The sequence below is a fragment of the Marinospirillum insulare DSM 21763 genome (genome assembly GCF_000686905.1).
Taxonomy (GTDB): Bacteria; Pseudomonadota; Gammaproteobacteria; order Pseudomonadales; family Halomonadaceae; genus Marinospirillum; species Marinospirillum insulare.
In genome coordinates this window covers 268,123-281,992 of sequence record NZ_JMLW01000001.1, presented here as the reverse complement: position 1 = coordinate 281,992, position 13,870 = coordinate 268,123, and the positions used below count along the sequence as shown (strand labels likewise).

General features: G+C 42.6%; 13 protein-coding genes. 8 read left to right on the top strand and 5 right to left on the bottom strand.

The annotated features are described in order from the left end of the window. Positions 1 to 46 precede the first annotated feature (46 nt). The 4 genes from BP27_RS0101415 to BP27_RS0101400 form a co-directional block, all read right to left on the bottom strand. Positions 47 to 751, bottom strand: coding sequence for a prepilin-type N-terminal cleavage/methylation domain-containing protein (locus BP27_RS0101415; protein ID WP_036238965.1), 705 nt, complete (start codon positions 749 to 751; stop codon positions 47 to 49). Next, on the bottom strand, positions 732 to 1,157 hold the full coding sequence (gene pilV / locus BP27_RS16615; protein ID WP_027850018.1) for a type IV pilus modification protein PilV: 426 nt from the start codon (positions 1,155 to 1,157) through the stop codon (positions 732 to 734). The genes BP27_RS0101415 and pilV overlap by 20 nt, the downstream gene beginning before the upstream one ends. Continuing rightward, a complete protein-coding gene (locus BP27_RS16610; RefSeq protein ID WP_027850017.1) occupies positions 1,158 to 1,670 on the bottom strand; it encodes a prepilin-type N-terminal cleavage/methylation domain-containing protein in 513 nt (170 codons plus the stop codon). Between the two features lie 118 nt (positions 1,671 to 1,788). Continuing rightward, positions 1,789 to 4,023: a primosomal protein N' gene (locus BP27_RS0101400; RefSeq protein ID WP_027850016.1), complete on the bottom strand. Its 2,235-nt coding sequence runs from the start codon at positions 4,021 to 4,023 to the stop codon at positions 1,789 to 1,791. A 128-nt stretch (positions 4,024 to 4,151) separates the two neighbouring features. Between BP27_RS0101400 and rpmE the strand changes: the two genes are divergently transcribed. Both rpmE and BP27_RS0101390 read left to right on the top strand, forming a co-directional pair. Continuing rightward, positions 4,152 to 4,367: a 50S ribosomal protein L31 gene (gene rpmE, locus BP27_RS0101395; RefSeq protein ID WP_027850015.1), complete on the top strand. Its 216-nt coding sequence runs from the start codon at positions 4,152 to 4,154 to the stop codon at positions 4,365 to 4,367. Between the two features lie 266 nt (positions 4,368 to 4,633). Continuing rightward, entirely contained in the window at positions 4,634 to 5,905 is a 1,272-nt protein-coding gene (locus tag BP27_RS0101390; RefSeq protein WP_027850014.1) for a malic enzyme-like NAD(P)-binding protein, read from the top strand. A 74-nt stretch (positions 5,906 to 5,979) separates the two neighbouring features. On the opposite strand, the gene BP27_RS0101385 is transcribed toward BP27_RS0101390, so the two are convergent. Beyond that, positions 5,980 to 8,538 (bottom strand): penicillin-binding protein 1A, encoded by a 2,559-nt coding sequence (locus tag BP27_RS0101385; RefSeq protein ID WP_027850013.1) that lies wholly within the window; start codon positions 8,536 to 8,538, stop codon positions 5,980 to 5,982. A gap of 179 nt (positions 8,539 to 8,717) precedes the next feature. Here BP27_RS0101385 and pilM point away from each other — a divergent pair, with 179 nt between their 5' ends. The 6 genes from pilM to aroK are packed head-to-tail and all read left to right on the top strand — an operon-like array spanning position 8,718 to position 13,855. Continuing rightward, a complete protein-coding gene (pilM, locus tag BP27_RS0101380) occupies positions 8,718 to 9,797 on the top strand; it encodes a type IV pilus assembly protein PilM (protein ID WP_245597797.1) in 1,080 nt (359 codons plus the stop codon). Beyond that, on the top strand, positions 9,794 to 10,345 hold the full coding sequence (locus tag BP27_RS0101375) for a PilN domain-containing protein (RefSeq protein WP_027850011.1): 552 nt from the start codon (positions 9,794 to 9,796) through the stop codon (positions 10,343 to 10,345). The genes pilM and BP27_RS0101375 overlap by 4 nt, the downstream gene beginning before the upstream one ends. Next, positions 10,342 to 11,049 carry a type IV pilus inner membrane component PilO gene (locus BP27_RS0101370; protein WP_051610106.1) on the top strand — a complete coding sequence of 236 codons (708 nt, stop codon included), beginning with the start codon at positions 10,342 to 10,344 and terminating at the stop codon, positions 11,047 to 11,049. Before BP27_RS0101375 ends, BP27_RS0101370 begins: the two co-directional genes overlap by 4 nt. Then, on the top strand, positions 11,049 to 11,540 hold the full coding sequence (locus tag BP27_RS0101365; protein WP_027850009.1) for a pilus assembly protein PilP: 492 nt from the start codon (positions 11,049 to 11,051) through the stop codon (positions 11,538 to 11,540). The genes BP27_RS0101370 and BP27_RS0101365 overlap by 1 nt, the downstream gene beginning before the upstream one ends. 9 nt (positions 11,541 to 11,549) lie before the next feature. Beyond that, complete coding sequence (locus tag BP27_RS14820; protein WP_051610103.1) at positions 11,550 to 13,340, top strand: type IV pilus secretin PilQ; 1,791 nt, start codon at positions 11,550 to 11,552, stop codon at positions 13,338 to 13,340. After that, the gene (gene aroK / locus BP27_RS14815; protein ID WP_084324470.1) at positions 13,340 to 13,855 is read left to right on the top strand and encodes a shikimate kinase AroK; all 516 of its coding nucleotides are present in this window, start codon (positions 13,340 to 13,342) and stop codon (positions 13,853 to 13,855) included. Before BP27_RS14820 ends, aroK begins: the two co-directional genes overlap by 1 nt. The last annotated feature ends 15 nt before the right edge of the window (positions 13,856 to 13,870 follow it).

Here is a 13,870-nt window from a genome sequence, read left to right as displayed (position 1 = left end):
CTGCCTTTGTTTTGGTTTATAAATACCTAACATTTTTAATCCCTTCCTATTCTTTGTATTGCTTTTTTTTAAATTGAGCCAAATGATTGGAACGTAGGTAAGCAGTAAAGCTATGTGTTAAATTATCTTTTACTTGCAAGAATTCATTTTTACTCAGGACTAGATCAACTTTGACTGCAATAATTTCATTATCAGTTAAACTGTCACAAGCTACAAACTCTATCTTTTTATCTGGCTGGTACTCAGCACATTCAAAGCTAAAGCTTTCAACACCATAAACTAAAACTTCTTTGCCTTCCCAAAGATAGCTTGTGCTACCATCAAGAGCATTCACTTCACATACTAAATTATTATTTTCAATTGCATAGGCTTCAACATATCTAGCCGTAGATTTTTTAGCTAAGCAATTTGTTCGTTCTAATTCTTCTATTTTTAAATCTTGAGAAAACATCAAGCTACTTGTATTGCTTACAATATCTTTATAGTCCTCAATATCTTTATAGTCCTCAATATCTTTATAGTCCTCAATATCATTAGCTGTTCTAGCTGTTCTAGCTGTTCTGGTCAAACTTGAGGTAAAAAAATTCAATGTTTCTTGTATATGGCTATAATCTTTAATTAAATTCTGTGCTCTGGAAATAGCCGTTACACTTGAGGCAACTCCGGTTAACAGCAGTGCTCCTAAAGCAAGGGTGATCAACTGCTCAATTAAAGTAAAACCTTTTTGCCTTTTAGCTTTTATTATTTGCAACACAGTCATCCTTATACTGAACTATCAAGGTTTGTTGAACCTTGTATTGATTACTACTAGGTTCAATGGTTAACTCAAATGTCCAATAGCCATTGTTTTCAGCTTGTGTTTTAGTCGTTGCCGTTAAGCTTGATCCCCAACCTGCGCTAGCACCTTTAAAGTGAGTTTTTTTCCAAGCAGCGTATTGATCATTAAAACCCTTATCGAGCACACAAGTATCGGCTCTTAGTCTATTTTGTAGGTCTTGAGCGTAAAGCCCTGCCAAGGTTCGTTGATAGTTAACAAAAGCTTGAGCTTGGTTTTTTACCTGAAGGTTGACTATACCCATCAAGCCCAAAGTAATAACTAAAGCAGCGACCATTACTTCTATCAATGTAATACCTTGTTGCTTTTTAGCTGGCTGCATTTATTTACACTCATTTTTTTGTTTGCGTATAGCTATGCGTCCATTAAAGCAAACATCGATTTGTTTTTTTAAATTACCAACAGCAACCTCTATAAAAACATCAGCATCACTAGCCTCACGGTTTCCTAGCTCAAAAAATTTTATCTGGTTATCCAAAGCACCATTGAACGTTAACTTTGCTTGGTCTTCAGTTGGGTAGTTGCGTTTAAGTTGATCATTAACAAAGACACCTAAGTAATCAGTCTCTTGGGTGCCACAAGCTGTAGCAGAGGGAGAAGAAATAAAACACAAGGAAGCATTTTCTTTTAAGCGCACCGCTTCGTTACGCGTAAAGAGTAGAGCGCTAAAAACATCATTAGTTGCACTAACTAACCGGCTTTTTTCTAACATAGCTTTGCCAGAGGGCAGTAACACACCTAAGGTTATCGCTAGTAAACCTAGTACAACTAAAAGCTCTAGCAGGTTAAACCCTTGTTGTGGTGAAGAGTTGTTAGTATTTCGATGAATCAGCATGTAAGCCCCATCCTAGGTTACACAAAACAAGAGTTACATAAAATAATATAATTCACTATATTCACACACACTATATTCACACACAACTAGATAAGCAAGCGAGTCTTGCCAAGACAGTTTAAAACAAATCTTCTGGATCAATATCTAAAGACCAGCGTACTCGGCGCGCCTCTGGGCTGGTTTCTAACCATAACAAAAGGTTAGCAGCTAAACGGTGCAGGGGCGCTCGCTTATTGTCATGCAGTAAAAACTGCATGTGGTAACGTCCCTGCCGTCTTTCCATAGGCGCTGGCACTGGACCTAAAAGTGCAATTCCTTCTTGATTAAGCAAGTTAGCCTGCTCTGCTAATTGGCTCATAAACTGTTCTACTTGCTCACTTTTAGGTGCTTCGGCTCTTAGCATGGCTAGGTAGGCATAGGGCGGCCAATTAATTTTCTGTCTTTCTTCTAACAAATCGAGAGCGAGCGCCTCATAACCTTTAACGCAGAGCTTTTCTAACCTAGGGTCATCACTGTGATGGGTTTGAATAATCACTTCGCCCGGTTTTTCTGCACGTCCTGCACGTCCTGCTACTTGAATAATTAACTGGGCGGTGCGCTCCATTGCTCTTGGGTCACTTGAATAAAGCCCATGATCTGCATTTAATAAGGTGGCTAGGGTTACATCTGGAAAATGGTGCCCCTTAGCTAACATTTGTGTACCTAATAAAATGGCTGGTCGCTGACTTGCTATCTGCTCTAACTTGCTGGCTAGATCATTACGATTTTTTACGCTATCTCTATCTAGGCGAATCACAGGAATCTCTGGGTAGCGCTCTTGCAAGGTTTCTTCTGCCCTTTCAGTACCTGCGCCTAGGGGCTTTAATTCTCCTTCTAGGCATTGCGGACAGTGGGTCGGCAGAGGTTGCTGTTGATCACAATGGTGGCAATGCAGTTTAGGCGGCTCCCTATGCCAAGTCATGCGGGCATCACACTGCAGGCAGCCGGCTATCCAGCCGCAACTGGTACACATTAAAACAGGCGCAAAGCCACGCCTATTCAATAAGACTAATACCTGATTTTGTTCTTTTAGGTGCTTATCCATGGCCCGAAATAAAGGCTCGGAAAAACCACCGGTTAGATGACGATTACGAATATCTAACAACTTAGGTTCTGGAACCTGCACATCTGCGCCGGGCCTTTGTTTTAAGTACAACCAACGGTAGGCACCTGCTTTAGCCTTAGCTAAGCTTTCTAAGGAGGGGGTTGCTGAACCTAACAAAACAGGTATCGCTTCTTGTTTAGCTCTAAGTACTGCTAAGTCTCTAGCTTGATAACGCACCCCATCTTGCTGTTTAAATGATGAGTCGTGCTCTTCATCTACAATAATTAAACCTAGCTTTGGCAGGGGGGTATAAATAGCTGACCGTGTCCCTAGTACAACTGCTGCTCGGCCTTCTAATGCACTTCGCCAGGCTGTCAATCGCTCTTTGTCTGTCATTCCTGAATGTAGAGCAACAACACGACGATTAAAGCGCTTTTCGAAGCGCTTTAAGGTTTGTGGTGTTAAGCCAATTTCGGGTATTAAAACTAATACCTGCTTTCCTTGCTCTAATAGGTGTTGAATCAACTGAAGATAAACTTCTGTTTTGCCGCTACCCGTTACACCTTGTAAAAGTGTTGGGTTAAAACCTCCCACTTCTTTAATTAGTAGCTCAACCACCTGCCGCTGTTCTTCGGTTAGTTTTAATGGCACTTCTGCTAGCACGTTAGCTGGCAACTGCTCTCTTGTGGCTAGTTGCGGTAAGCCTATGCCTTTTTTTGTTGTAGCGAGTGTTTGAATTTCAATTAGGTTTTTACTTTGCAAACCTTTTAGCATGGCTAGGGTGAAACCTTCAGCCTGCAAAGACTTTTGTGTTTTGGCTAGGCCGCTGGCTTGCAAAGTGCGAATTAAAGCTGCTTGGCGGGGAGCGCGTTTTAAATCGTCTAAAGCTGTTTGGCGACCGATTTCGGTTAGTTGCCACCTCACTTCTTGAGGTGGATGCAAAGCTTGCCCCTGGCGTAACAAAGCAGGTAAAGCTGCTTGCATCACTTCTCCTAAAGGTTGGTGATAATAGTTAGCAACCCAGCTTATAAAGTCTAAATGCTGTTGCGAAAATAAAGCCTGAGAATCTAAATAAGTGAGGGCTGCCTTAATGCGATTTGCAGAAAGCTCGCTGGTTTCTGTTAGCCCCATTACTAAGCCGATTAGCTGCCGATGACCAAAGGGTACTTTTACTCTTACACCTGTTTGAGGCAAGGGCTCACCTGCTACTGGCCTATAATCAAATAGGCGGCGCAGAGGCGTGGGAAGGGCAACTTGGATAAATGGCATAAATTTACTCTAAAAGTGTTTGGTGCTTAGCCTTTTGCCTGTTAGAATACGCCACCTTAATTCCTATTGACACCCTATGCGGTGCCTGGCAAGAGATCAGGCGGCGGCGTAGCTTAACGAGGCTTACCATGAAAAAAGACATTCATCCTAACTATGCAGCTGTTGCAGCAACTTGCACCTGTGGCAACACTTTCACTATTAACTCTACCCTAGGTCAAGCAACCATTGACTTGGATGTATGCTCTAACTGCCACCCTTTCTATACTGGTAAGCAGAAGCAAGCAGCTACAGGCGGTCGTGTTGAGCGCTTCTCTAAGCGTTTTGGTTCCCGCTCTACTAAGTAATTTTTTACTTAGCTTAAAGACCAGAGCTTTTTTATCTAGGCTCTGGTTTTTTTATGTCTTTTCATTCTATAAATCTCTAACCTCACCTCAAAACCTACCTTTTATACAAGTTCACTGCGCTTAAAACGCTTGTTTGAATGCAAATAATTCTATATGCTTATTAGACCTTAGTAATGCTTGAGCACCAAAAGGCCACAAGCTTTTTAGTGTTACAAGTTAACTTAAAACATCTTTCTTTTTACACTTCAACTAGTGAATAAATTCTAATGCCTCAAGATATTAAGCAAGCAGCACTTGATTATCACTCTAAGCCAATCCCTGGCAAACTCAGTATCGAGTTAACTAAACCTGCAGCCACGGCTAAAGACTTAGCTATGGCTTACAGTCCAGGCGTTGCTGAGCCTGTACGAGAAATAGCTAGAGACCCTGAACTAGCTTACCAATACACGGGTAAAGGTAACTTGGTGGGTGTTATCACCGATGGTACAGCCATTTTAGGTTTAGGAAACTTAGGTCCACTGGCTTCCAAACCTGTTATGGAAGGTAAGGGTGTTCTATTTAAGTGCTTCGCTGGTGTTAACTCTATGGACATCGAAGTGAATGCTGAAAGCCCTCAGGCTTTTATTGATACGGTTGCCCGTATTGCAGACACTTTTGGTGGTATTAACCTTGAAGATATCAAAGCACCTGAGTGCTTCGAAATTGAGCGTGTACTTATTGAGCAGTGCAGTATCCCTGTTTTCCATGATGACCAACATGGCACCGCCATAGTAACAGTTGCAGGTATGCTGAATGCCCTAGAGCTAGCTGGAAAAACAATTGAAGAAGCCAAAGTTGTTTGTTTGGGCGCTGGTGCGGCGGCTATTGCAGGTATGAAACTGCTAGTGGCTTGCGGTGCAAAAAGTGAAAACATCTATATGCTCGATCGCCAGGGTGTTATTCATACCAACCGTGATGACCTAAATCAGTACAAAGCTATGTTTGCTAACAATACTAGTAAGCGTACTCTAGACGATGCTCTTGAGGGTGCTGATGTATTTGTTGGTCTTTCTGGCCCTAACTTGATGAGTCCTGAACAGCTTAAACTCATGGCTGCTAATCCCATTGTTTTTGCCTGCTCTAACCCAGACCCTGAAATTAATCCTGACCTAGCTCACGCTACGCGTAACGATGTGATTATGGCAACTGGCTGGTCTGATTACCCTAACCAGGTTAATAATGTTTTAGCCTTCCCATTTATTTTCCGTGGTGCTCTTGATGTACGCGCCAGCAAAATTAATGAGGAAATGAAAATTGCTGCAGTTCACGCGCTTAAAGAGTTAGCGAAAGAGCCAGTTCCTGCAGACGTTTTAACTGCTTATGAACTAGACTCTTTAGAGTTTGGCCCTGAATACATTATTCCTAAAGCAACGGATAAACGTTTGTTAGGGCGCATTTCTTCTGCAGTAGCTCAAGCAGCGGTTGATTCTGGTGTTGCTCGCCTACCCTTCCCTGCCCACTACCCGCTAGAAAGCGTTGATGATGCTTATGGCAACTAGCTTATAAATGTTAGCCAAAAAAACCGGAGCCTAGCTCCGGTTTTTTTATGTAAGTTCGCAATAAATAACTAGAGTTAAAATAAAGCTTCTGGAGGCGGTGCGTTACCTGATGAGCCACCTTGGTTTTCTGGTAGATCATTTTGGAAAGACTGCTCGGCTGATCTGTTTTGAGGGACTCGCTCTTTATAGAAAATTTCAAACATAGCATCTTGCTGCCCAGGACTAGCAAGTAAGCCGCTAGCAGGATCTATTCTAACTGTCACCAAACCTTCTGGACGCTGCATTACTTTTTCTGGCTGATTTCTAAGAGCTACCTGCATAAATTGTATCCACATAGGTAGGGCTAGGTTGGCACCGTATTCACCCGTACTGGAGGGTTGATCAAAACCTGCCCAGACACTTGCTACAACGTCACCGTTAAACCCAGAAAACCACGCATCATGCAGCTCATTGGTTGTCCCTGTTTTACCACGAATATCACTTCTTTCTAGTGCCTTGGCACGCTTACCTGTTCCATCATTAATAACGTCACGCAAAATGGAGTGCATGGTATAAACGGCGCGTTCATCTACTGCTCTTTTTGAGAGAGGATAGCTAACGCCTGCCTGCTCAAGGGTTTCCTGCTTTGTTGGGCAATCTAGACAAACCCTAGGTTTAGCTGCTTGATAAAGCACTTCTCCTTCAGCATTTTCAATACGCGTTACTAGATGCGCTTCTACAGGAAAGCCACCATTGGCTAGCATGGCATAGGCACTAGTCATTTCTACCGGGGTTACGTTGGCACTTCCCAAAGACAAAGATAAATCTCGCGGCATGCGCTCTGCAGGAAAACCAAAACGGCTAATATATTCTATGGCTCGACTTAAACCTAAATAGTTAAGCACCCTAACCGATATAAGGTTGCGTGATTTATATAACCCTTCACGTAACCGAGTTGGCCCATAAAAAGTACCCGTAGAGTTTTGAGGTCGCCAAACATCTTCTAGTTGCTGGTCCTCAAACACCACAGGCGCATCATTAATAATAGTTGCTGGCGTATAGCCTTTCTCTAAAGCAGCCATATAAACAAAGGGTTTAAAAACCGAACCGGCTTGTCGTGCAGCTTGGTCAGCTCGGTTAAAGCGGCTTTGGTTAAAATCAAAACCACCAACCAAGGCTGTAATTTCACCCGTCTCGGTTTTCATCGCTACCAAGGCTGCTTCCAACTTAGGTAGTTGTGCTAGTTGCCAAGGGCGCTCTTTAGAGGTTGTTTTTTGTAATCTAATTAAATCTCCCTGCCCAGCTAAGCGATTGCCTGTTAATGCTTGCCTATCCTTCCAAAAAGGTGAGTGATAGCGACCAGCCCAATCCCAATCTTCTGGAGTTAGCTCGACTAGCTCACCTCCTTTTTTCAACACTAAAAGACGCTCTGACTCGGCTTCAACAACAATGGCTGGTAGTAACTCTCCATACACAGGTGTGCTATCTAAAACCCTTAACCAATGACTTACATCTAAATTAAGCTCTTCTTCTAGCGGTTTAGCTCTAGGGTCTTGTAAGGCTATTTGAACCTGCTCTAAACCTGATTCTGTTGCCTCAATTTCTGCCAAGGCATCCCCCTCTAACACTTCTTGTTGCTCAACTAGAGGAATCGCTTCTTGTTCAACGCCTCGCCAGCCACGACGCTTATCATAATTGAGTAGCCCTTCTAAAATAGACTTATTTGCTGCCTTCTGCTGTTTACTAAGAATTGATGTGTACACTTTCAAACCTTGGGTATAAGCACTGTCACCAAAGCTTTCTAGGGTAAATTGACGCGCAGACTCTGCAACATAGGGGGCATTAATGTCTTGTTCAGGCGGGTAGTAGCGAGCAGTAACAGGGGCTCGAATTGCTTCTTCATAGCTATTGTCATCTAAAGTTCCTAGTCGATACATGCGCGACAGTATCCAGTTACGACGAATTAAAGCCCGCCTTGGATTAGCTAAAGGATTATAGGATGAAGGAGCTTTAGGTAAGCCAGCAATCATAGCTAACTGAGCTAAATTTAGTTCTGCTAATGGCTTACCATAGTAAACCTCTGCAGCAGCAGCTATGCCATAAGCTCGGTTACCTAAATAGATTTTATTAACGTAGAGCTCTAAAATTTTCTGCTTAGTTAGTTGCTGCTCAATTCTTAACGATAAAAGAATTTCCCGAATTTTACGCGCAAAGGTACGATCTCTGGTTAAAAGGTAGTTTCTTGCCACCTGCATAGTAATGGTAGAGCCACCTGATTGAATTCGACCAGAATTAATTAACTGTACTGCTGCACGAGCTAAACCTTTTATATCTACGCCTGGGTGCTCATAAAAGCTAGCATCTTCCGCAGCTAATAAGGCATCGACATAGCGCCTAGGAATATCAGCATAGTTAATGCGGGTGCGCCTATGCTCACCAAACTCAGCCATTAGCAAGTTATCTGAGGTGTAAATACGCATGGGAACTTCTAGCTGCTCACTTAGCAGTACTTCCATATCCTGCAACTGAGCAACTTCTTCGTGTAGACTAGGTAAAAAATATAAGACTAGGGCAAAAGCCCAAGCTCCACCTATCCCTGCTCCTACAACACCAAGCCAAAACAAATACTTTACAATACCTTTGAAAACACGCATGGTTTACCTAGCCGCTTATTGCTCTATATTTTTACACTAAAAATTAAGCACCGATAATGACACAAAATCTTAGCAACTAACAATTGCACATTTGCTTACGGTCTGATACAAACTGTAGCCAGAATATATTATAGTTACTTGTGTGCTTATGCTTGTTGATTAAGGATGAATGCAACACTATGTTCAGGATGCCTAGCTTACCTTTTTTTCGCCCTAAAAAATTACCGTTAATTGGTATAGATATTACTAGCTCTGCAGTCAAGCTGCTGGAGATTCACCCTTATGGCGATAAGTTACAGGTAGCCAGTTATGGCGTTGCTCCTCTAGAAAGCGGCGCCGTCTCTGACCGACGTATTAAAGACTACAAATCGGTAGCACGCAGCATTAAACGTGTTATCGAGCGTACCCAACCCAGCACTCGCCGTACCGCCATTGCCGTTCCCACTGCAGCAGTTATTACTAGAACATTAAGCTTACCTGTTGAATTAAATGACGATGAAATGGAAGCGCTAATACTCGAGGAAGCTGAGCAGCATATTCCCTATCCGCTTAATGAAGTTGCTATCGATTTTCAACGCCAGCCGCCCCTTAACCCTGAAGATGAAAATCAACCTGTATTATTAGTAGCTTGCCGTAAAGAAGTCACTGAACAACTTGACTATGTATTAGAAGATGCAGGCCTAGAGCCTATAGTAACTGACGTTGAAAACTTGGCCATGGAGCGCTCTTTAGGTTTGCTGTTAAACAAGCTACCTAAGCAGGAAGAAAATCAAATAGTGGCTGTAGCTGATGTAGGCGCCACAACAACTGCTTTAAATATCCTTAGAGATGGTGAAACCATTTATAGCCGAGACCAGTTGTTTGGTGGAAAACAATTAACTGATGAAATCCAACGCTTCTATGGTTTATCTCGCGAAGAAGCAGGCTTTGCCAAGAAAAAAGGCAACCTACCCGCTGACTATATCACCGAGCTTTTAGATCCTTTCAAAACTGCTTTGGTTCAGCAGGTTGAGCGCCAACTACAGCTTTTTTACTCTTCCAGTTCTTACCATGACATAGACTACCTAATACTGGCTGGAGGATCCTCTGCAATTGAAGGTTTACCAGCACTAGCACAGCAACAACTAGGCTGCCCTACTTATATAGCGAATCCATTTGTCGATATGCTGCTAAGTGACAAGGTAGATGCTAAAGCCTTAGCCCAGGACGCCCCTGCAATGATGATTGCTTGCGGCCTTGCTATGAGGGTTTGGTCATGAATTTAAATACCGGTATTAACCTAAGGCCTTGGCGTGAAGAAAGACGTCAAAAACAACAGCAAACATTTACACAGCTAAGTCTCTTAGCTCTGGTGGTTGGCCTACTTATTAGTGTTTTACTCTGGCAAAGCACAACCGCCTCTATAGCCGTTATTCAAGATGAAAATCAGCTTATAAAAAATCGTATGACCAAACTGGATGCTGAAATAAGAGAAGTAGCCAATCTGCGCGAAAAGCGCCAGCAATTGCTTAATCGTATAGGTGTTATTCAAAAACTACAGGACAATCGTAGTGTCACTGTTGAAATAATGGATCAATTAGCGAGCAGCATTAATAACGGAGTTTATCTTACTGAAATAGAGCGTGACAAAAACCAAATTTTGATCGAAGGCTCCGCTAGCCCTTCTCAGGCTGTAGCAGCCTGGATGCGCAACCTAAAAGAGCAACCTCGTTTTAGTGAGCCAGTTTTACGCAGCTTAACAACTGATGATCAGTCTAGCCTTACTCACTTTAATCTCCTGTTACCTTTAAGGGATTCAAAACAATGAATAAATGGCTAGCCAACCTTAAAGAAAAAACTCGCTGGATTTCTCAGTTACTAGCGGCACTTAAACCCTGGTTTAAAGCTCAGTTACGCGCTATAAAAAAACTTGAGCGAGATGATTTAGACCTAGCCAACTCAGGGCAATGGCCTGACTTAGTTAAAATATTTTCTTTAATTCTAGTGGTTTCCAGCGTTGTTTTTGCAGGCCACTGGTTACTCATTAGCAGCTACAAAGAAGAACTTGCTTTTGCGCAGCAAGAACAAGAGGAGCTATTAGAGAGCTACCGTTTGCGCTCTTTTCAAGCTGCTAACCTAGCTGCCTACCAGCAGCAAATGCGTATTATGGAAGAAACTTTTTCAGGCTTGTTAGCTTTTCTACCATCAGGCAATGAAGTACCTCGCTTACTCGATGACATTCAACAGCTTGCCGATGAACAACGTATAGAAATACTAACCCTTAACTTAAAAGACCCCAAAGATAATAACTTTTATAGCCAGCTACCTTTTGAAATAGAGGTGAGAGGAGACTTTCATCGTTTAGCTAATTTTATGGTAGGCATAAGCAATCTAGATAGAATAATCACCCTGCATAATTTTACTCTCCAACCTGTAAATAAAGGCTCAAGCCAGCTAAGGCTCAATGTAGACGCTCAAACCTATCGCTATGATCAAACTACCAATTCAGCAAGTCAGGGGGGTAGAAATTGATGCGTGCTTTATTATTACTAGCTCTACTTTTGCTTTTAGCTGCTTGTGGTGACTCTAATTCAACAGCCAGTATTGAAGACCAGTTAAATGACTTACGTACTCGGCCCCATGGAAAAATCGAACCCTTACCCGAGTTTCCAGAAACAACAAAAGCTCAGTACCAACAGCAAGAAAGGGATCCTTTCTTGCCGGCTAAAAACTCTGTGAATAGCAGGCTCGCCGCACCTGACTTAAATAGACCGCCAACAGCCTTAGAAGCTTGGGATTTAAGCCAGCTTTCATTGCGTGGCAGTATGAAACGAGGCGAAATAATAAAGGCTTTAGTTATTACCCCAGACAACCAACTTGTTTCTGTCGCAAAAGGAGACCGCATGGGCAAGGATCACGGCACCATTATTCATATTGATAAAAACAGAATACTGCTACGCGAACTTATTTTTTCTGGCTCCGAGTGGCATGAGCGCGAACAAACATTATTTATATCCAAGTAGGATTTTTGTATGACTATTAATCTTCACTCCAAAGCCTGGCCACTTGTTTTCTTATGCATTGTTAGTCTTTTGCTACCTTTAACTGCTTTGGCAAATAAGGCGCAGATTACAGGCATAGATTTCCAGCGAACCAACCAAGGCAACGCTAGAGTTTTATTAGATTTTTCTAGCCAACCCCTTTTGCCCGAAGCAGAAGAATTGCCTAAAGGTTTAAAGCTAAAGTTCCCTACAACTGATATTAACTACGACTTAATCAACCTCTACGACACCAATGATTTTTCTACCCAGGTCAACCAGTTAGAGCTTTTTCAAACAGGTAACAGAGCTGAACTCATTATTAACATAGAGGGTGAGTACAACTACTTATTCAACACTCGTGATAAGCAACTGCAAATTGAAATTACCGCAAACAGCCTTAGCCAAGACGCTGCACGATCACCTGGCAGCTCTGCTTTTCGCTATACGGGTGACTTAGTGTCACTTAGTTACCACGATATTCCAGTGCGCGAACTGCTAGCAGAGCTGGCTGCCTTCTTAGATTTAAACCTAGTGGCTGGGGAAAATGTTGTAGGCAATATTACGCTTCAATTAGAAGATATTCCTTCTGACCAAGCCTTAGATATAGTGTTAATTTCTCAAGGGTTAGCTAGCAGACAACAGGGTAAAATTCTGTTGGTTGCTCCAGCAACTGACCTTATTCAACTAGAAGAGCAACAGCAAAAAGCCAAACTTTCTGCTACCAATGTTAGCCCATTAGAAGATGCGTTTATTAAAATTCGTTATGCCGACGCTACGGCCTTACAAGCTTTTATTTTAGGTGACCAAGAAGCAGACAACACACCAACCAATAACCTAGCCGCTGGCCTGCTGGGTAGCCTACCCATGCCTAGCCTTGAACAAGAACAAAATACTCGTCAGTCAACTAGACGTTTTTTGTCTGAACGTGGCCACCTGTTAGTGGATGACCGCACCAACACCCTGTATGTACGTGATACAGCTGAGCAGGTTAACCGCATTCAAGACCTAGTCAAAACCCTAGATGTGCCTGTAGACCAGGTTATGATTGAAGCCAGAATTGTGGTTGCTCGTACTGGTGTTGGAGAAGAGCTAGGTGTTAGTTGGGGGGTAAGAAGCAGCCCAACAGCCGGCTTGGGGCAATTTAACACTAGAAGAGAGACCGAGAGAGGCGCTTTAATCAATGACAACCTTTTAGAGTCTAACCGAGGCACAAGTATAGACTTTAGCCCAGAAACAGGTGCTAACTTTGGTTTTGTATCTAACAAGCTCTTGCTCGACTTAGAGCTAGCTGCCTTAGAATCTGAAAATCGTAGTGAAATCATTTCCCAACCCAAAGTGATTACCTCTAACCGCAATAAAGCCGTTATTAGGTCAGGTGAAGAAATTCCTTATACCTCTGTGGATGGCGATGGTGAGCGAACAACTGAATTTCGTCAGGCTGAACTTCGCCTTGAAGTAACCCCGCAAATTGTAGGTGATGGGCGTATTTTCCTTAACTTACAGGTTAACAACGATAGTAAAGGCGAGGAAACTAAAAACTCTGGCCCAACCATCAATACCAACGCAGTAGAAACTCAAGTATTAGTAAATAACGGTGAAACTATTGTAATAGGTGGTATATTCACCTCACAAAAACTTGAGGGAGAAAGCAAAGTTCCTTTTCTTGGTGATATTCCTTTAATTGGCTGGCTATTCCGCAGTTCCTATAGCAGCCAAGAAAAAGTAGAATTACTGGTTTTTATAACTCCAAGAATGATAGACGATGCTCTGGCAAGAAACTAATGCAAGATGAACAAGAATGTAACTCGCTGACCAATATTTTTTTAATTGGCTCTATGGGAGCGGGTAAAAGTACCCTAGGTCGCTTATTAGCTAGTGCTTTAAAGCGCCCTTTTTATGACTCAGATAGAGTGATTGAAGAAAGGTGTGGAGCCAGTATCCCATGGATTTTTGATCTAGAGGGTGAAGCAGGTTTTCGACAGCGTGAAACGCAAGTTATCGACGAGCTAACCCAAGAGCAGGGCATCGTTCTTTCTACAGGTGGTGGCAGCGTATTAAAAGAAGAGAACCGCCAATACTTAAAAGAGCGAGGACTGGTCATTTTCTTGCGTACGACAGTTGATCAGCAGCTACTACGCACCAGTAAAGACCGTAGCCGCCCACTACTACAAACAGAAAACCCGCGTGCGCGACTTGAAGAACTTAAAGAAAAACGTGACCCACTTTACCTAGCGACAGCTCATTTAATTGTTGATACTGACCAGCGGCCCACCTCGTCAAGTCATGCGGGATATTAAACAACAATTACTGCA